Raw genomic sequence first — 17,769 nt, forward strand, 5'->3', positions numbered from 1 at the left:
GTTATTCAGCGTATTCATGCTCTTCCAGGCGACGCGCTTCGTCTTCGAGCATGACCGGGATGCCATCGCGTACCGGATAAGCCAGGCGGGCCCCTTTGGACACCAGCTCCTGCTTTTGTTTGTCATACACCAGCGGTCCTTTGGTCACCGGACACACCAGAATTTCCAAGAGTTTAGGATTCATGCCTATTTCCTTTGCATTGTTGCAAACGTCTGATGACGTTTTCCGTCAGGGAAGGATGATCACCAAGCGGCGTGATTTGCGCACTGACTGGCAAATACCAGGCGTTGGTTAATCCCAGATGCTGACATTTTACGGCATCTTTTTCTGTCATCAGTATGGTTTTTTGTTTAAAAGGCTGGAAGTCTTCCTTGCGGTAAGCATGGTGGTCGGGGAAGGCGACGGTTTCACAGCTAATACCCAGATTGGAGACGGTATTAAAAAACCGTTGTGGGTGACCGATGCCGGCAATTGCAACCAATGCCCGCTGCTGCAACTCGGCATTCGACAGATGCGTATTCAGGTCTGTGACTGAGGTCCAGCGGCCCACTTCCAGGCCAACGACATAATGCGCCACAGGCCAGGGGCCGGCAGGGACCTGACCACTTTCTACGATGATATCCACGGTTTGCAAACGGCGCAATCGCTCACGCAACGGCCCGGCAGGGAGTAAGTGACCATTGCCGATACCGAGTGGCCGCTGTACAACGGCAATTTCGATATCCCGCTGAAGCGCATAATGCTGCAAGCCATCATCACACAGAATCACATTGACTTCAGGATGCGCCTGCAGCAAGGCTAGACCGCCTGCCACACGGTTGGCATCGACCCAGATCGGACAGCCAGTACGCCCGGCAATCAACACCGGCTCATCGCCCAGTGACTGCGGCAAGCTATCAGGCGTCACCTCGCCGGTGTGTTGTCCGCCATAGCCGCGGCTCAAAATCCCGGGACGGTAGCCTGCGGCAAGTAACTGCTGCGCCAGATAAATCACTACAGGCGTTTTACCGACCCCACCTACAGAGAGATTGCCGACTACCACCACCGGCACAGGCAAGGCCTGGCTTCTCAACAACCCCACCTGGTAACACTGGCGCCGCAAGCCAGACAATACCGCAAACAGCATAGACAACGGCAGCAGTAAGGCTTGCGCCCAGCCCATCCCCTGCCACTGTTTTTCAAACCAATGCCGCAACATCAGTCGTCTTGAAACTGCTTGTGATACAACCGGCTGTAATACCCGCTTTGTGCCAGCAGGCTGGTATGCGATCCAGTTTCGATGATTCTGCCCTGATCCATGACCAAAATCCGGTCTGCGTTCTCTACGGTACTCAAGCGGTGCGCAATCACGATCGTCGTGCGGTTTTGCATTAAGCGATCCAGCGCCATCTGTACATGTAGCTCGGACTCACTGTCCAAGGCAGACGTCGCCTCATCCAGCAGTAACACCGGCGCATCTTTTAAAATGGCACGTGCAATCGCCAGACGCTGGCGCTGCCCGCCGGACAAACGGACACCCCGGTCACCGATTTCGCTTTGCAGGCCTTGCGGCATGTGCTCGATAAACTCCCAGGCATTAGCCGCTTTGGCAGCGGCAATGACCTCTTCCTCAGTCGCCTCGCGCAAGGCACCATAGGCAATATTGTTGTAAATGGTGTCGTTAAACAAGACGATATCCTGACTGACCAGTGAAAACTGTTCGCGCAAGTTCTCCAGCCCATACTCACGGACATCCACGCCATCCAGCAAAATACTGCCTTCTTGCAACCCATAGAAGCGTGGCAGCAAATTGACCAGTGTGGTTTTGCCACTGCCAGAACGACCAACCAGCGCCACTTTCTCGCCAGCGCGTATCGTGGCGTTAATGTGGTCCAGTGCGTTGTGTTTGGCCTGCGGATACCGCAAGGTCACGTCTTTAAATACCAGATCGCCCTGTGCGCGGCCAATCCGATGATGGCCATGATCCTCTTCGGATGCCAAATCCAGCACCTCAAAAATACTCTGCGCCGCCGCCAGGCCCACTTGCAAGTCTTCGTTAGCCGAAGTGATGTGTTTGATCGGTGCAATCAGCATCATCAATGCGCCGATAAACGCGGCAAACTCGCCTACCGTAAATTGTCCCAGGGCATAATAGACCACCAGCCCTAAAGCCAGCGCCGACAACACCTCAATCACAAAGCTGTTCAGCCCCGAGATACGCGCACTGCGCAATTCGAGCTGGCGGTTTTTACCGACCACATCGCCAAAGCGCGTGTTCTCAAAATTTTGGGCGCCAAAAATTTTGACAATACGCTGCGCGGCAATCGCCTCTTCCGCCGTTTTGGTAATCTCGCCAACGGCTTGCTGTACCCGTTTGGCATTTGCGCGCAACTTGGGCGTAGTCTTGGATAAATACAGCCCCATCAGCGGCGTCACCAGCGCAAATACCAGGGTCAGTTTCCAGTCCAAATACAGCATGTAAGCAATCAGGCCTATCACAGTCAGGATATCCCGTACTACGTTATGGGCCGAACGCGTGACGACAATCGATAGCCGCTCGGCGTCATAGGTCATCTTGGACACCAGCGAGCCATTGGAATGCATGTCAAAAAAACTCACCGGCAACAACATCAGCTTGGCAAACACCTGTTTACGCATCACTTCGACCACCAGCCTGGTCACAGCGCGCAAGCAGTAAATCGAGAAGAATGAAGCCACGGCACGAACGACCATCAAGCCAACCAGCATCAGCGGCAAAGTAAATGCTTCCTGCACCGAATGCTGGACAAAGCCTTCATCGGTGACTTTTTTAATCAGGGCCAGAAAAGCGGTGTTACTGAGCGACAACACGGTGGTTGCCACCATGGAGACCAGAAAATAAAACTTGTAACGCCAGGCATATAAAAACAGGCGCTTATATAACAGTTTGGGATTGACGATTTTAGGTAAATCGACTTTTTGTTTGCGGGCCATGCGGGTTCTCTGATTACTTAAAAACAAGCAAGCCCGTCGGTCACAACGGGCTTGCCTGGCACTAAACGGGACAGCTCACAAACAGCCACCACACATTAGTGGCTGTTTACCTGTGTAGCAAAGGTGATATGTGTGTAATTCGCCATCCGGGAGGCTTCCATAATATTCACCACAGACTGGTGCGAGGCCTTGCCATCGGCATTAATGATAATGGTCGGCTCTTTGTCTGCCGGACCGGCCTTGCCTGCTTCGACCAAGGCGGCTGACAAATCAGACACCACGGCGCCATTCGCTTCTTTGCCATTCACCAGGCAACGGCCGCTGGCATCGACCTCCACGGTAATGGTCAATGGTTTTTCTTGAGGGGCATTGGCATCCGCAGTCGGCAAGTTAATCTGCAACTCACTGGTACGTGAAAAGGTTGCACTCACGATCAGGAAAATAATAATCACCAGCAACACGTCAATCAACGGAATAAAGTTGATTTCGAGCTCTTCGTCGCGGCTACCACGTTTAAAGTTCATGAGACTGCCTTTTTTTATCCTGTCGCAAAATGCTTATCCGCGGTCGCCGTGGATAATTTCTACCAGTTTAACGGCTTGCTGCTCCATATCCACCAGAAAACCGTCCACTTTGCTCTTGAAATAACGATAGGCAATCATCGAAGGCACCGCCACCACAATCCCGGCCGCCGTGTTGTACAAGGCCACCGAAATGCCTCGCGCAAACTGTGCCACATCGTGACCACTGTTTGTGAATGAGCCAAACAGCTCGACCATCCCGATCACCGTCCCCAGCAGCCCCAGCAAAGGCGCTACAGTGGCAATGGTCCCCAGGGTGGGCAGGTATTGTTCCAGCTTGTGTGCAACCGCACGGCCGGTTTCTTCAATCGCTTCTTTGGTAACCTCACGTGAGTGCCCCATATTCGCCAACGCACTGGCAAAGACGCGACCAAGTAAAGAGTGTGCTTCGAGACGGCTTAAGGTTTCACGTGTCACGCCGCCCTGCTTTAACCAGTTTTGCACTTCAGGCAATAACTGGTCCGGGGTGACAACTGAAGCTCTCAAGGCCCAGAATCGCTCGACAATAATGGCAAACGAGATCACAGAAGCGATAACCAGAGGCCAGATTGGCCAACCGGCCGCTAAAATAATTTCCCACACAGTGATGACTCCAATGGTTTTTTAAACTTCCGCTACTTTAGCGTTAACCTGCCCTGAGGGCAAGTTTTGTGCGGTATCTAAGCGGTTACAAAGCCGCTTTTGCACAATGTGGGGTGGTCGCAGAGGCAGTCAATCCCAATAATGCGGCTCAACCTGGCGCCAGGTCAAGACCGTTGGGTGATTGCCCTGCGTAAAATCCAGCATCACCGCGCCATGCTGATCTGAGCGATAGCGTTGACTGTCTATCGCTTCGTAGCGTGATAACACCGCCTGCTTGGGGTGACCGAACCGGTTAAGATAGCCCACCGTGGCAATCGCGATGCTGGGTTTTACCGCCTGGACAAACGCAGGACTGGAGGAGGTTTTGCTGCCATGATGCGGCATGGTCATCACCGTAGAAGCCAGATTTTTTCCAGACTGTTCCAGCAACCGTTGCTCACCATATTGTTCGATATCCCCTGTCAATAACAGACTGCCATGGGCAGAGATCACCTGAATCACACAGCTTTTATCGTTATCTTTAAGGGGAGTTTCTGGTTGCGCCAAAGGATAAAGCACCTTGAAACTGACCTGGTCCCATTGCCAATGCTGTCCGGCCTGGCAAGTAAGATGTGGCATGCTTGCCGCCTGCGGAATCGCCTGCAGTTGCGCAAAAAAAGCCGCGTCTGCGCCCAGTGAGCTTAACAAGCGTGTGGCTGGCACGCCAGCCAACACTGAGGCCATGCCACCGACATGATCATTATCGTCATGCGAGACCACCGCCAAATCCAGCCGGTACAGGCCCAAGTGGCGCAAATAAGGCAGCACAATCCGTTGACCGGCATCACTGTCTTCATGATAGACCGGCCCCGCATCGTAAAGCATGGCATGGCTAGCCGTTTGCACCAGCACACTCAAGCCCTGGCCGATATCCAGCACAGTGACGCGCATGTCCCCTGGCTTGAGCACTGACGGGGCAGGCAAGCATAAAGGCAACCAGAGTAGCAGCCCAAACCAGCGTAATGGCCAGCCTTTGGGTAACAGCAACACCAGCATGCCTAACATTGCCAGCAGCCAGGCAGACAGTGACGGTGTAGGCAGATACCAGACTGCCCAGGATAACTGGCTGAACCAATGTAATAGCCAGGCCAGTCCCTGCCACAACTGTGCTGCCAGCATTAACAAGGCATCCACCGGCAACATAGCGCCGGCAATCGCCAGTGGCACCACGCCCAGGCTAACCAGTGGAATCGCCAGAGCATTGGCAAACGGGGACACCAGAGACACCTGGTTAAACAAGAGGATCAGGATAGGCACAAAGGCCAGCGTAATCATGCTCTGTGTATGCACCGCGGCCCGCCAGGCACTCGGTGGACGCAAGCGTCCGCCCATGCCAAAGGCGAGCAAGGCCACTGCGCCAAAAGACAACCAGAAACCCGGCGCCAGCACCGCCCAGGGATCCAGCACGACGACCACCCAGAGTGCCACACTGAGTATCCAGGAAAAAGGGAGTTGGCGGCGCAGACTGAGCATGCCTAGCATGGTCAGCAACATCCATAAGGTGCGCTGTGTCGGAATGGAAAATCCGGCCAGGGCGGAATAAACCACCGCCACTAACGCCCCACCCACCCGGGCCGCCAGTGTGGAGGGCACATATAGCGCCCAGCGCGGTTGCTGCCGCCACACCCAGCCCGTCAATAAATAACCAAGGCCAGCCAGCATCGTAATATGCAGGCCAGAAATACTGATTAAATGATTAATCCCGGTATCGACAAACAATTGCCAGTCCGCACGCGAGATCTGGCTATCATCACCGATAACCAAAGCGCGCAGGACGCCACTGGCCGGGCTGTGTCCAAGCACCTGCTGGATTCGCTCACCCACCAGCGCTCGCCAGTGCGCAACCATGGCAGCGGGTTGCCAGACCATGGCTTGCAGCTTGCACATCGGTGCTTTGGAGACTATAGAACCCGCTGCGCCAATCTGGTTGGCCAGGCACCAGGCAGCATAATCAAAACCATGCGGATTGCGCGTGGCATGGGGACGTTTGAGCTTGACGGTGAATTGCCAGCGCTCTCCTGCTTGTAATAATGGTAAAGCATTGCGCGACGTGGCCGGGGCATGACGATATGACTGCTCGTAGAGATGCAAGCGCAGCCTGGGGGGCAACGGACAATGTGCGTTGAAGGTGCGCTCAACGGCAACATCCACATGCTGGCCTCGTGCATCGCGCGCTGGCACGCTCACAATCACAGCTTGAATCTTGAGTGGCTGTTGTTCACACGCCTGAGGCAGCGCCGTTTGCAAGCGCCAGGCCGCGCGCGCCTGCGCCCAGGCAAAGCCGATGGCAGCCACCAGCAAAATACAGCCAAGCCGACGGCAAAAAAGGCGAACCGCTGAGGTTAGCCTGACACCCCCGATATGGCGACTGTTCGCCAGTAGCGCGACCAGTCCCAAGGCTGCTAGCCAGCCCAGCCAAACCGGGAGCGACCATAATTGCGCTTGTTGCTGAAACAGCCAGACACCGAATAATAATCCCAGTGTGGCGCCCGGCAACATGACGGCTACTCGTCAGCCAGTCCTTGTGCGTCCGGCAACAGGGGTTGCAAGCGCCCATCCTGCAAACGATATTGCTGATGCATGCGTGCCGCCAGCGACAGATCATGAGTCACGACCACCAGCGCAGTGCCCTGTTGCGCCTGGATCTGCAACAGTAACTCAAACACTTGTTGTGCCGTTTGCCGGTCCAGGTTGCCGGTTGGTTCATCGGCCAATATGCAGCGTGGCTGAGTGACTAATGCACGGGCCAGGGCCGCGCGCTGACGCTCACCGCCTGACAACTCACCAGGGGTATGTTGCAGACGATGCGCCAGACCGACCTGCGTCAAATAATGTGCAGCCTGTTCCAGCGCCTGCGCCCGTGGCATGCGACGAATCAGTAGCGGCATGGCCACATTTTCCAGCGCACTGAACTCTGGCAGCAAGTGATGAAACTGATAGACAAAGCCCAGATACTGGTTACGCATGGCACTTTTTTCAACTTCGGAGAGCCTGGTTAACGGCTTGCCCAACCACTGCACCTCGCCATGCGTAGGCGCGTCCAGACCGCCCAGCAAATGCAACAAGGTACTTTTACCACTGCCCGAAGCGCCAACAATCGCCACATGATCACCTGCCGCCAGTTGCAAGTCGACCCCGGTCAGCACCGAGGTATCCAGCGCTTCATACCGCTTGGCCAAGCCCTGGCACTGCAATACCCAATTACTCATAACGCAAGGCCTCCGCCGGATTCATACTCGCCGCACGGGCACTGGGATACAAGGTCGCGACCAGACTGAGCAGGATAGACAGGCCCACAATCGCCGACACATCTGACCACATCAGCTTGGAAGGCAAATCACTGATGTAGTAGACGTCTTTGGACAAAAACTGCACATTAAAAGTATGTTCAATCCAGGGCACCACGGTCTCGATATTGAGGGCCAGCAACACGCCCAGCACCGCCCCCGACAAGGTGCCGATAATGCCTATCATCGCGCCTTGCACCACAAACATTTTGCGTATGCTTTGCGGGGTTGCGCCCATGGTGCGCAGGATGGCAATATCCGCACGTTTGTCAGTTACCGCCATCACCAGCGTAGAGACAATATTAAACGCCGCCACCGCTACGATCAGCGCCAAAATAATAAACATCACTCGTTTTTCGAGCTGGATCGCCTTAAAGAAATTGGCATGTTGCTGGGTCCAGTCAGTGACGTAATAATTGGGTCCCAGCGCCTGCACCAGCTCGCGGCTGACGCGGTCGGCCATAAACAAGTCATCCAGCTTGAGGCGCAAGCCAGAAACCTGATCGCCCAGCCGGTAGAGCTTGGCCGCATCGTCCAAATGAATCAAGGCCAGGCCCGCATCATACTCATACATGCCAACCTGAAAAATCCCGGCCACGGTAAATTGCTTGATACGTGGCACCAATCCCGCCGGAGTCACCTGCCCTTGCGGCGCCATCAACACCACCTTGTCGCCAACGCGCACGCCCAGCGCCAGCGCCAGGTCTGCCCCCAACACAATATTGAATTGGCCTGGCTGCAAATCGGTCAGCTTGCCAATTTTCATCTGGGTCGCCAGGTCAGAGACTTTGCCTTCCTGTGAAGGTAACACGCCACGAATCAGCAAGCCCTGCACCGCTTCGTCATGCGTCAACATGCCTTGCGCCATGATGTAAGGCGCCACGCCGGTGATGGGGCTGGCAACCGCCTTGGCCGGAATCTGCTCTATTTGCTGCTGCAAATGCTGCCAGTCCGGCAAACCGGCTTCAAAGCTACGCACTTCAATATGCGAAGCCACGCCTAAAATACGCTTTCTGAGCTCATCCTGAAAGCCGTTCATGACCGACAACACGACAATCAGGGCCATCACACCGAGGGCAATGCCTATCATGCTGGTGAGAGAGATAAACGAAATAAAGTGATTGTTGCGTTTGGCGCGTGTATAGCGCCAGCCTATCCAAAACTCATAAGGCAGGCGCCGCGCGAGCGCACTGAAAAAGGTGTCATTCTTCATGGCCGCATCTTAACAGCTTTTAATGGCATCGCGATACCTGCCCAAATTCAAAGCGCTGCTGAACCCAGACGCGCCTGAATAGCTTGTCAGCCAAATCCGACCCAAAAATGCGGGCATGGCCGACTGAACCCAGGCAAGCTTGCCTTTAAGATGCACTCAGGTCGATGGCATGCACACCGACTGACACAACGATCTAAATCAAGAATGTAATCATAGGAGACTCGAGATGAACAAAGACATTTTCGAAGGCAACTGGAAGCAGCTTAAAGGCAAAGTCAAAGAACAATGGGGAAAACTGACCAATGATGACTTGGATGTGATCGAAGGCAAACGCGACCAGGTCGCAGGCAAAATCCAGGAACGCTATGGCATCACCAAGGATGAAGCTGAGAAACAGCTCAAAGCCTGGGAAGACAAACACCGCCACTAAGGCCTGTGCCATACCCACTTAGCATGATGTAACGCTTGGCGTTTTAGCATCATTGTCTAAGCAGTGACAGCACGCAGGACAAGCCCCGCTTGTCCTGCGTTGTTTCTGCCTATCAGGCCTTAACCTGTATTGCGCAAACTGGTAGCAATGCCGTTAATGGTCAGCGGGATGGCCCATTTAAGTTTTTCATCGGTTTCGCCATTGCGGTAGCGCTGTATCATTTCTACCTGCAAGTGATTAAGCGGATCCAGATAGGGCAAGCGGTCGCGAATGGATTTGGCGATGACCGGCTGAGTGGCCAGACGTTGCGTGGTGCCCAGTAGCAGATTGACCGCGTCGGTGGTCAGTTTGTGTTCGTGCGCAATGCGGCTGAAAATTTCTTCGCGCAAGGCCTTGTCAGCCAGTAAATGGGCATAATGGCGGGCCACGATCAGGTCTGTTTTCGCAAGCACCATATCGACGTTGTTAATCAGGGTATTAAACAGCGGCCAGTGTGCCTGCATCTCCAGCAACATTTCCAGACGTGCCTGCTTCAAGGCTGGGTCGTGCGCTAAAAACTGGTGAATGGCGCTGCCCAGACCATACCAGCCTGGCAGCAGCAAGCGGCACTGTCCCCATGAGAATCCCCACGGAATCGCCCTTAAATCCTCAATCCGTCGCGTTGATTTGCGCGCGGCGGGCCGGCTGCCCAGATTGAGTCCGGCAATTTCCTCAATCGGCGTGGTATTGAAAAAGTAATCGGCAAAGCCAGGAGTTTCATAAACCAGGCTACGGTAGCTGGTCATCGCGGTGGCTGAGAGGGCTTCCATCACGCTTTCAAACGCACGCCGTTTGGCGGGCTCCAGCTGGTCGGCCGGGAACAAGGTAGCATCCAGCGTCGCCGCAATCAGGGTTTCCAGATGCTGGCGGCCGACCACCGGGTCTGCATAACGCGTGGAGATGATTTCGCCCTGTTCGGTCAGGCGAATCTGGCCATCGACGGTGCCGATAGGTTGCGCCATGATGGCCTGATAGGTCGGACCGCCGCCACGGCCAACCGTGCCGCCACGGCCATGGAACAGGCGCAACTTGACGTTGGCCTGGTTAAACAGTTCCACCAGCGAAATTTCCGCTTTATACAGCTCCCAGTTTGAGGTCAAAAAACCGCCATCCTTGTTGCTGTCCGAATAGCCCAGCATGACTTCCTGCTCATTGCCCTGGAAACGGATCACATGGCGGATGCCGATCAGACTCAACCATTTGCCCATGATCATGGGCGCATCGCGCAAGTCGGCGATGGTTTCAAACAGCGGCACGATATTCAGATCGACCTGGATATTGGCCGAGCCCCACACGCCGCGCAGCAAACCAGCCTCACGTTGTAGCAAGGCCACTTCCAGCAGGTCAGACAAGGTTTCAGTGTGCGAAATAATATACTGGCGTACGGCATGCTCACCAAAGCGCTGGCGCACCTCACGCACCGCTTCCAGCACGCCGATTTCCTTGTGCACCAGCTCGGAATATTGCTGGAAAGGCGAAAACAGCAGGCGCGGTTGCTTCAGTTCTTCGAGCAAAAGGCCTATTTTCTCTTCCTCGTTAAAACTGGCGTAGTCAAAATCGTAGCCCGCCTTATGTAACAGCTCGCTAATCACCGCTTCATGCACGTCAGAGGACTGGCGGATATCCACGGTGGCCAAATGAAACCCAAACGTGACTATGGCTTTAATCAACTTGCCCAGCCGCGGATAAATCAAGGCCTCGCCATGGTGACGGCGCAAAGAGTCGGCAATAGTCTGCAAGGGGTGCAGCAAGGCCTCAGGATCTTCGTAAGGCTCGTTGCCGACCTCTTCCGGCAAACTCCAGCTGGCATCGGGTAGCAAATGGCTGGCGGTCACCAGCAAACGGTCATGCACGCCATTGAGCGCGAGCCGGTAGGGTTCATCCAGGCGATGCGATGACTGGTCGCGCGAAGCTTTCGCCAAGGCCAACACTGCGTCATCCACACCAACCACGCGCGTGGACACAGCCAGCTCGCGCTTGAGCGCAGCCAGCTCTTGCAGATAGAACTTGAACAAGGTGGTGGCCTGCAGGCGCACACTATCGCGCAAGGTGGTGCCATTCACGAACGGATTGCCGTCACGGTCGCCACCAATCCAGCTACCCATGCGCAAAATACCTGGCAAGTCCATGCCGGGCAGCCAATCTGCCAGGTCGCGCTCGATATCCTGCAGGATTTCAGGGATCACATGTAAGAAGGTACTTTCGTAATAGGTCAGTGCGTTTTCAATCTCATTGAGCACACTGAGCTTGGAGTAGCGCATCATGCGGGTTTGCCACAAGGCCGACACCGCGCCTTGCAATAACAGCTTGTTGCGCGCCAGTTGGCGCTCAGACACCATGTGCCCACGCTGCCCCAGCAACTCCGCAATCAGCTGCTCAATGTCCAGCACACTTTTACGCTGCACCTCGGTCGGATGCGCGGTCAGTACCGGTGAGATCAACGCGTCCTGCAACAGTTGCTGGATTTTTTGCGGCGCGATGCCAGAGGCCTTGATTTGTGCCAGCGTGTGCGACAGCATGCCAGGCGCAGGTGTATTTTGCTGGCAATGGCCGAGTTCCTGTCCGTAAAGATCTTCGGCCAAATTCACCAGATGTTTGAAATAAGCCAGTGCACGTACCACGCGCACCGTATGCTCCAGACTCAGGTCAGCGAGCAACTGCTCAAGATCTAACGAAGCCTGCTGGTCATGATTCTGGTGAAAACGCAATGCGGCTTGCCGGATGGCGGCAATTTTCTGCGCAACCGCTTCGCCCTCCACCTCCAGAATGGCCTGATCAAGTAAATCACCTAACAACTGAATATTGTTGGACAGCCGCATTTCCGCCGTTAGCATGGCGTCGGCTGCAAGTTTTTTTATCATGATGCCTCTCCTCTAGCTTAGGTTATCCCTAGCAACAAGCAGGCCATCTAAAAGAAAGATTTTTTTACTTTAAAATCAGCGTATTGGAAGAAACGAAACTCAAGCGCCTTATACGAAGTGACTCCCATGCACTGCCAACAGGCAAACCGGTGCACCGATTTGGGCCTCGAATCACATGGGCAACAGTCGCGTTGAACGCAGACTGTCCATCAGGCCCTGAAACGGCAAGGCCGCACAGTTTGATGGATGTTTTGCGGAAATTTGCACTAGCAAAGACGCCGCAGGGATGCATCACATGGCGTTTCCTGAGGCATAATAGACAGATGAAATGCATCAATCTCGATCATTGGATGGCACAAATCCTGTCCGTCTGGCAATCGTTGGCCGCGCAGAGCGTTTGGCTGCAGGATGGTTTTTTGCTGCTGATGTGCCTGATCATCGGCTTGCTGCTATTTCTGTTTGGGACCGTGATCGGGCTGTTTACGCAATCACTGTGGGGTATTTTTACAACGGGTCGCCAGGGCAGCGACGAAGAGCACAAGTAAATAAGCGCTATTCTGGCGTCAGCCAGCGGGCAATCGCGTCGAGCTCTGCCGCACTGTCGCTGTCAAAATCTGCATACTGATGACCGCCGGTTCTGGCATACCAGTATTCACTATTCCAACGGTCACCTTCTATTTTATGCAATACCGCATGTATCCAGTGGGCAGTGGGGTCACTATACGCCTGCGCAATCTGATGTGCGCCATGCCAGTCTCCGGCTTGCGCCAGCCTCACTGCCTGCAATAACAATGTCCGGTTAGACATGCTTGGGATATTCAATCGTCCCTTTCTGGATGAATTCGATTTTATAGCCGTCCGGGTCTTCGATAAAAGCAATGACGATGGTGCCGTGTTTCATGGGCCCCGCCTCGCGCACCACTTTACCGCCCTTGGCCTTGACCAGCTCACACGCTTGATAGGCATCGTCCACCTCAATTGCCATATGACCATAGGCAGTGCCCATGTCATAAGTGGTTTTGCCGTAGTTGTAGGTGAGCTCCAGCACAGTGTGGTCGTACTCGTTACCATAGCCGACAAACGCCAGTGTAAACTCGCCGTCAGGATAATCCTGGGTACGGATTAACTTCATGCCCAGTACGCCAGTATAAAAGTCGATGGAACGTTGCATATCGCCCACGCGCAACATGGTATGTAAAATCCGCATTGATATCTCCTTGATCTCTGATTTTTTTAATCTGTTGTGGACGTAACCGGTCCACTCGGCTTAACCCCGCGTGGCAACAATGCGCTGATATTTCTCCAGCAATTGCTCCTTGGTTTCGCGCCGCTCAGGGTCTAGCGGAATGCAGCTGATCGGGCAGACCTGCTGACATTGCGGTTTATCGTAATGGCCGACGCACTCGGTACACAAGTCGGGGTTGATTTCATAAATTTCTGCGCCTTGCGAGATGGCTTCATTCGGGCACACGGGCTCGCATACATCGCAGTTAATACATTCATCGGTAATAAATAAAGCCATGATTTTCTTTACATCGCTACAGAGGCGCCATCACTCAGGCGATCGCCAGTTTTTGCTTGATTGCCCGTTCGACGCCAGGTGAAACAAACTGGTTCACATCTCCTCCCAGGCGCGCCACTTCACGCACCAGGCTGGAGGAAATAAACATGAACTCTTCCGCCGGGGTCATGAACAGGGTTTCCAGTTTGGGATAGAGCTTGCGGTTCATGCCGGCCAACTGAAACTCATATTCAAAGTCACTGGCCGCACGCAGGCCACGGATCACCATCTGCCCGCCCTGCGACTGCACAAACTGCATGAGCAAGCCGTCAAAGCCGACCACACGGATGTTATCGCCTGCAAACACCGACTCTGCCAGCGCAACCCGCTCTTGCAGGCTGAACAAGGTTTGTTTGCTGGTGCTGCCAGCCACCGCCACAATCACCTGGTCAAACAGCTTGGCCGCCCTGCGCACAATATCCTCATGCCCCAGGGTGATGGGATCAAAGGTGCCTGGATAGACGGCAATTCTGGTTTTACTCATCGCTTGCTTCCGTAATCGTCGTTGTGTCGTTGCTGGCTGCCGCTGACTTGATTGCCTTAATCCGTGCCAGCAGCCGCATCGGCTGACGCGGGTTGCAGCAGGTGAAAATAGACCTGACCCGCTTTGCCCGATTTGACCACCTGCCAGCATGCATCGGATTTTAACGCATATTCGGCCTCAACATATAGCCAGCCTTCAGGCGCCAAATGTCTGGGCAGCACGGGCAACAATTGCGCCAGCCAGTCCTGGCGATACGGCGGGTCACAAAAAATCACGTCAAACGGCTGTTGATTGCTGCTCAGAAAAGTTCTGGCATCCATTTGCTGGATGCGGGCCTGGGTCGCCTCCAGCAAACGCTGGTTCTGGCACAAAGCCGCATAAGGCGCTTTGGCCAATTCGAGCATGGTGACCGCTTTGGCATTGCGAGACAGCGCTTCAAACCCCAAGGCGCCGGTCCCCGCAAACAAATCCAGGCAGGTTTTGCCTGTCAAGTCCTGGCCCAGCCAGTTAAAGACGGTTTGCCGCACGCGGTCTGGCGTCGGGCGTAGCCCTTCGGCATCGGGAAACTTGAGCACACGGCTACGCCATTTCCCGGCATTCAATCGTACCTGATTCATGAGCGGTGGTTGATTCGAATAAATAAATCAGCATTATCCCAGATTTTGCATCCCGACTACCCATGGCCTGCGCTAAACCGAGGGTGCACCCAAGTCATCGTGTTATGATTTCGTTAATTCATCAAGGAATATTGCTATGGAGTTCTTATTTGGCTTTGGTCTGCTGGGCGGCGTGATCGCGCTGGCGCTGTCACTGTTTTGGGTATGGATGCTGATTGATTGCCTGGCCAATCAAAGTGAAGACAAGCTGGTGTGGTTTCTGGTGATTTTCTTTTTAAACCTGCTGGGGGCCTTTTTATACTACTGGCTGGCGAGAAAAAAGCGCATGGCTTGATCTGATCCCGCTCACCGCAACAGACATAAAAGCAAAAGCCGGCAAACTGCCGGCTTTTTGTTATTCCGCACCAACAATCACGGTGGCAAAATGCTCAGGATGGATGCGGCGCTTGAACGCATCATTCACCTGTTGCACAGTGACGGCTGCGACCTTGTCATTAAAGCTATCCAGGTAATCCAGCGGCAACTTGTAAAAGCCGATCATGTTCAGGTACTCCAGAATCTTGCTATTACTGTCTATACGCATGGGAAAACCACCAATCAGGTTATCCTTGGCCGCAGCCAGTTCCTTTTCTGTCACGCCTTGATCGACAAATTTCTGTACGGTGGCCATCACCAGTTTGAGCGCTTCTTCACTTTGCTCTTTTTTGGTTTGCAGCCCGATCTGGAACGGTCCCAACTGACTCATGGGCATAAAGTAGCTATACACGCTATACGCCAGACCGCGCTTTTCACGGACTTCCTCGGTCAGACGTGACACAAAACCACCGCCGCCCAAAATATAGTTACCCACATACAGCGCAAAGAAATCTGCATCGCCGCGCTTATTGCCAGGCTGGCCAACCAGGATGTGTGCCTGCATGGCCGGATGCGGTACTTTTTTCAGTTTAGGCGCAGACAACGCTGGCACGGCGGGGATATCGACCACCGCAGATCCTGCTGGCAGGCCGGCGCTCAGACGCTGCGCAATCTGCCGGGCCTGATCCGGGGTCAGATCCCCCATCAGGGCGATCACGGCAGACTTTGCCGTATAGTGGCTTTGATAAAACTGCCGCAACTGGCTCACCGTTAGCGATGGCACCGTACCCACTTCACCATTTTGATCCAGGCTGTAAGGATGCATGCCGTACACCGCCTGCATAAAGGCTTTTTGCGCAATGCTATCCGGCTCTGTTTCGGCCTCTTGCAACGCGGCCACAATCCGGGTTTGCTCACGGCTCACGACGGCTTCAGGAAAATCCGGCTGGTGTAACACCAGCGTAAACGCGTCCAGTGCGGCCTGCTGTTCGCTGGTCAAAGTACGCAACTTGAAGCTGGCGCGGTCTGCATCAAAACTGCCGCCCAACACCGCGCCCACATCGGCAAAGCGGTTAGTCAGCGTTTCCTCTGCCAACCCGCCCGCGGCCATGCCCATCACATGATGGGTTAACGCGGCGGCACCACTGCTGTCTGGCTGGTCATAAGCGCTGCCTGCACGAAAATTGATGCTGACATCCATCATGGGCAAGGCATGATTTTCAACAAAATAGACTTCGCTGCCCTCCGCGGTGGTCCAGTGCTGAATATTCAGTGCGGCGCATGCAAGGCTGGCATAGCCTTGCAGCAGGCTGATCAACAAGACGATGTTGAATACCCGGTGTTTAAATAAAGTAACGACTTTCATGAAATTCCCAAATCAAACGTTCGAAGAACGGATTAATGTTGATGCGGCCGACCGGCGGGCTTCTGGTTAGGATCCATCGGTTGTGGGTCCAGGCTGACGAGCGTCATTTGGTCTGCGACCAGATATTTTTTGGCCACGGCCTGCACTTGTTCAGAGGTGACCGCCTGCACGCGTGACGCATTGGTTTGTAGCAAAGATAAAGGGTAATGCATGGTTTCCAGCTGGCCGATCTGCATGGCCTGATAAAACATGGAGTCACGTTTGTAGACATCGGCGGCAATGACCGCGGCTTTCACTCGATGCAGCTCAGCCGGCGTGACGCCGTTGTTTTTGACTTCTTCAATTTGTGCCCAGATCGCCTTGATCAGCGCCTCTTGCGAGACGCCTTCACTTGGCGAGGCCGCCACCTCAAATGTCGAGGTTTGACCGCGGTTGGTACTGTCATACCCCGTGTCAATTTCAAGCGCAATCGCCTGCTCACGCACCAGTTTCTGGTTGAGGCGTGACGCATCATTGCCACTCAGAATGCTGGACAACACTTCAAGCGCATAAGGCTCCCAGTCCTGCTCGCTGTAAGCCGCCGCATTTTTGAGCGCGGGCGCGTGAAACCCCATCACAAAAAAGGGCAGCTTGGCTGGCGCCTTCACAATGGCCCGGCGCTCACCAATCTGGGCGGGCTCCACCTGCGGCTTACGCACAGGTAAAGGCTTGGCAGCCAGTTTGCCAAAGTTTTTTTCAGCCAGCGCAAACACCTCCTGCGCCTTGACGTCACCGACCACCACCACTGTGGCATTATTCGGCGCATACCAGGTGCGGTACCACTCACGGGCATCATCAGCAGTCATATTTTCAAGATCATTCATAAAGCCGACCACCGGGCGGCCATAAGGATGGGCACGATAGACCGAAGATTCAAATTGTTCGTTGACGCGTGATTGCGGCTTGTCTTCAGTACGCCAGCGGCGTTCCTCTTTCACCACCTCAATCTCTTTGGCAAACTCGGCATCGGTAATCTGCAAATGGGCCATGCGGTCTGCTTCCAGCGTAAAGGCCAGCGGCAATCTGGATTTTTCCAGTTGCTGGAAATAACAGGTGTAATCTTTGCTGGTAAAGGCATTTTCTTTACCGCCCGCAGCCGCAATCTGGCGGGAAAACTGCCCGGCCGGGACTTTTTGCGTGCCTTTAAACATCATGTGTTCCAGCACATGGGCAACCCCGGTTTTGCCATTCACTTCATCCAGCGAACCGGCGCGATACCAGACTTGCGAGACAACGACGGGCGCTCGATGGTCTTCTTGCACAATGACTTTGAGTCCGTTTTTAAGGGTTTTCTGCGCAATCTCTGCCTGTGCTTGCGCGGCATGAGCGCTCATCAACAGGGCCAGGCACAGCCCCAATCGTA

The 17,769-nt window shown here is 54.4% G+C and carries 19 protein-coding genes; 3 read left to right on the plus strand and 16 right to left on the minus strand.

Annotated features, from left to right (window positions below; translation table 11 throughout):
• Position 1: 1 nt before the first annotated feature.
• The 8 genes from AACH41_RS10325 to AACH41_RS10360 form a co-directional block, all read right to left on the minus strand.
• Positions 2–184, minus strand: coding sequence for a Trm112 family protein (locus tag AACH41_RS10325; RefSeq protein WP_194748322.1), 183 nt, complete (start codon positions 182–184; stop codon positions 2–4).
• Positions 174–1,199: a tetraacyldisaccharide 4'-kinase gene (gene lpxK / locus AACH41_RS10330; protein ID WP_275356017.1), complete on the minus strand. Its 1,026-nt coding sequence runs from the start codon at positions 1,197–1,199 to the stop codon at positions 174–176. The genes AACH41_RS10325 and lpxK overlap by 11 nt, the downstream gene beginning before the upstream one ends.
• Positions 1,199–2,953, minus strand: coding sequence for a lipid A export permease/ATP-binding protein MsbA (msbA, locus tag AACH41_RS10335; protein WP_194748324.1), 1,755 nt, complete (start codon positions 2,951–2,953; stop codon positions 1,199–1,201). Before msbA ends, lpxK begins: the two co-directional genes overlap by 1 nt.
• Positions 2,954–3,048: 95 nt before the next feature.
• On the minus strand, positions 3,049–3,477 hold the full coding sequence (locus tag AACH41_RS10340) for a biopolymer transporter ExbD (protein WP_338654926.1): 429 nt from the start codon (positions 3,475–3,477) through the stop codon (positions 3,049–3,051).
• A gap of 33 nt (positions 3,478–3,510) precedes the next feature.
• Positions 3,511–4,116, minus strand: a complete 606-nt coding sequence (locus AACH41_RS10345) for a MotA/TolQ/ExbB proton channel family protein (RefSeq protein ID WP_194748326.1) — start codon at positions 4,114–4,116, stop codon at positions 3,511–3,513.
• Positions 4,117–4,245: 129 nt separating this feature from the next.
• On the minus strand, positions 4,246–6,654 hold the full coding sequence (locus AACH41_RS10350; RefSeq protein ID WP_338654928.1) for a DNA internalization-related competence protein ComEC/Rec2: 2,409 nt from the start codon (positions 6,652–6,654) through the stop codon (positions 4,246–4,248).
• 5 nt (positions 6,655–6,659) lie between these two features.
• Positions 6,660–7,364: a lipoprotein-releasing ABC transporter ATP-binding protein LolD gene (lolD, locus tag AACH41_RS10355; protein WP_338654930.1), complete on the minus strand. Its 705-nt coding sequence runs from the start codon at positions 7,362–7,364 to the stop codon at positions 6,660–6,662.
• Complete coding sequence (locus tag AACH41_RS10360; protein WP_338654932.1) at positions 7,357–8,655, minus strand: lipoprotein-releasing ABC transporter permease subunit; 1,299 nt, start codon at positions 8,653–8,655, stop codon at positions 7,357–7,359. Before AACH41_RS10360 ends, lolD begins: the two co-directional genes overlap by 8 nt.
• Before the next feature lie 226 nt (positions 8,656–8,881).
• Between AACH41_RS10360 and AACH41_RS10365 the strand changes: the two genes are divergently transcribed.
• Positions 8,882–9,085 (plus strand): CsbD family protein, encoded by a 204-nt coding sequence (locus AACH41_RS10365; RefSeq protein WP_194748330.1) that lies wholly within the window; start codon positions 8,882–8,884, stop codon positions 9,083–9,085.
• A 119-nt stretch (positions 9,086–9,204) separates the two neighbouring features.
• Here the strand turns inward: AACH41_RS10365 and ppc are convergent, their stop codons facing one another.
• A complete protein-coding gene (ppc, locus tag AACH41_RS10370) occupies positions 9,205–11,985 on the minus strand; it encodes a phosphoenolpyruvate carboxylase (RefSeq protein ID WP_275356027.1) in 2,781 nt (926 codons plus the stop codon).
• A 323-nt stretch (positions 11,986–12,308) separates the two neighbouring features.
• Here ppc and AACH41_RS10375 point away from each other — a divergent pair, with 323 nt between their 5' ends.
• A complete protein-coding gene (locus tag AACH41_RS10375) occupies positions 12,309–12,530 on the plus strand; it encodes a hypothetical protein (RefSeq protein ID WP_194748332.1) in 222 nt (73 codons plus the stop codon).
• Between the two features lie 7 nt (positions 12,531–12,537).
• On the opposite strand, the gene AACH41_RS10380 is transcribed toward AACH41_RS10375, so the two are convergent.
• From AACH41_RS10380 to rsmD, 5 genes are read right to left on the minus strand one after another with little or no spacing between them, the layout of a single operon-like run.
• Positions 12,538–12,792, minus strand: a complete 255-nt coding sequence (locus AACH41_RS10380) for a hypothetical protein (RefSeq protein ID WP_338654936.1) — start codon at positions 12,790–12,792, stop codon at positions 12,538–12,540.
• Positions 12,785–13,192, minus strand: a complete 408-nt coding sequence (gene gloA, locus AACH41_RS10385; protein ID WP_194748334.1) for a lactoylglutathione lyase — start codon at positions 13,190–13,192, stop codon at positions 12,785–12,787. The genes AACH41_RS10380 and gloA overlap by 8 nt, the downstream gene beginning before the upstream one ends.
• A gap of 60 nt (positions 13,193–13,252) precedes the next feature.
• The gene (locus tag AACH41_RS10390; protein WP_275356035.1) at positions 13,253–13,507 is read right to left on the minus strand and encodes a YfhL family 4Fe-4S dicluster ferredoxin; all 255 of its coding nucleotides are present in this window, start codon (positions 13,505–13,507) and stop codon (positions 13,253–13,255) included.
• A 34-nt stretch (positions 13,508–13,541) separates the two neighbouring features.
• Complete coding sequence (gene coaD / locus AACH41_RS10395) at positions 13,542–14,030, minus strand: pantetheine-phosphate adenylyltransferase (protein WP_338654939.1); 489 nt, start codon at positions 14,028–14,030, stop codon at positions 13,542–13,544.
• Between the two features lie 56 nt (positions 14,031–14,086).
• Positions 14,087–14,647, minus strand: a complete 561-nt coding sequence (rsmD, locus tag AACH41_RS10400) for a 16S rRNA (guanine(966)-N(2))-methyltransferase RsmD (protein WP_313986578.1) — start codon at positions 14,645–14,647, stop codon at positions 14,087–14,089.
• A gap of 136 nt (positions 14,648–14,783) precedes the next feature.
• On the opposite strand from rsmD, the gene AACH41_RS10405 reads away from it, so the two are divergent.
• Entirely contained in the window at positions 14,784–14,981 is a 198-nt protein-coding gene (locus AACH41_RS10405) for a PLDc N-terminal domain-containing protein (RefSeq protein WP_194748338.1), read from the plus strand.
• A gap of 60 nt (positions 14,982–15,041) precedes the next feature.
• Here the strand turns inward: AACH41_RS10405 and AACH41_RS10410 are convergent, their stop codons facing one another.
• Together AACH41_RS10410 and AACH41_RS10415 are read right to left on the minus strand one after the other, a co-directional pair.
• Positions 15,042–16,367 (minus strand): pitrilysin family protein, encoded by a 1,326-nt coding sequence (locus tag AACH41_RS10410; protein WP_338654941.1) that lies wholly within the window; start codon positions 16,365–16,367, stop codon positions 15,042–15,044.
• 32 nt (positions 16,368–16,399) lie between these two features.
• Complete coding sequence (locus AACH41_RS10415) at positions 16,400–17,740, minus strand: pitrilysin family protein (protein ID WP_275356392.1); 1,341 nt, start codon at positions 17,738–17,740, stop codon at positions 16,400–16,402.
• Positions 17,741–17,769 lie beyond the last annotated feature (29 nt).

It is taken from the genome of Methylophilus sp. DW102 (genome assembly GCF_037076555.1).
Classification (GTDB): Bacteria; Pseudomonadota; Gammaproteobacteria; order Burkholderiales; family Methylophilaceae; genus Methylophilus; species Methylophilus glucosoxydans.

Bases quoted from the DNA above. Each gene is read 5' to 3' on its own strand.
- AACH41_RS10365 (WP_194748330.1), top strand. From the start codon at position 8,882: ATGAACAAAGACATTTTCGAAGGCAACTGGAAGCAGCTTAAAGGCAAA.
- lolD (WP_338654930.1), bottom strand. From the start codon at position 7,364: ATGAGTAATTGGGTATTGCAGTGCCAGGGCTTGGCCAAGCGGTATGAA.
- AACH41_RS10390 (WP_275356035.1), bottom strand. From the start codon at position 13,507: ATGGCTTTATTTATTACCGATGAATGTATTAACTGCGATGTATGCGAG.
- lpxK (WP_275356017.1), bottom strand. From the start codon at position 1,199: ATGTTGCGGCATTGGTTTGAAAAACAGTGGCAGGGGATGGGCTGGGCG.
- AACH41_RS10350 (WP_338654928.1), bottom strand. From the start codon at position 6,654: ATGTTGCCGGGCGCCACACTGGGATTATTATTCGGTGTCTGGCTGTTT.
- AACH41_RS10405 (WP_194748338.1), top strand. From the start codon at position 14,784: ATGGAGTTCTTATTTGGCTTTGGTCTGCTGGGCGGCGTGATCGCGCTG.
- coaD (WP_338654939.1), bottom strand. From the start codon at position 14,030: ATGAGTAAAACCAGAATTGCCGTCTATCCAGGCACCTTTGATCCCATC.
- AACH41_RS10375 (WP_194748332.1), top strand. From the start codon at position 12,309: ATGAAATGCATCAATCTCGATCATTGGATGGCACAAATCCTGTCCGTC.
- AACH41_RS10360 (WP_338654932.1), bottom strand. From the start codon at position 8,655: ATGAAGAATGACACCTTTTTCAGTGCGCTCGCGCGGCGCCTGCCTTAT.
- gloA (WP_194748334.1), bottom strand. From the start codon at position 13,192: ATGCGGATTTTACATACCATGTTGCGCGTGGGCGATATGCAACGTTCC.
- AACH41_RS10380 (WP_338654936.1), bottom strand. From the start codon at position 12,792: ATGTCTAACCGGACATTGTTATTGCAGGCAGTGAGGCTGGCGCAAGCC.
- rsmD (WP_313986578.1), bottom strand. From the start codon at position 14,647: ATGAATCAGGTACGATTGAATGCCGGGAAATGGCGTAGCCGTGTGCTC.
- msbA (WP_194748324.1), bottom strand. From the start codon at position 2,953: ATGGCCCGCAAACAAAAAGTCGATTTACCTAAAATCGTCAATCCCAAA.
- AACH41_RS10325 (WP_194748322.1), bottom strand. From the start codon at position 184: ATGAATCCTAAACTCTTGGAAATTCTGGTGTGTCCGGTGACCAAAGGA.
- ppc (WP_275356027.1), bottom strand. From the start codon at position 11,985: ATGATAAAAAAACTTGCAGCCGACGCCATGCTAACGGCGGAAATGCGG.
- AACH41_RS10415 (WP_275356392.1), bottom strand. From the start codon at position 17,740: ATGAGCGCTCATGCCGCGCAAGCACAGGCAGAGATTGCGCAGAAAACC.
- AACH41_RS10410 (WP_338654941.1), bottom strand. From the start codon at position 16,367: ATGAAAGTCGTTACTTTATTTAAACACCGGGTATTCAACATCGTCTTG.
- AACH41_RS10340 (WP_338654926.1), bottom strand. From the start codon at position 3,477: ATGAACTTTAAACGTGGTAGCCGCGACGAAGAGCTCGAAATCAACTTT.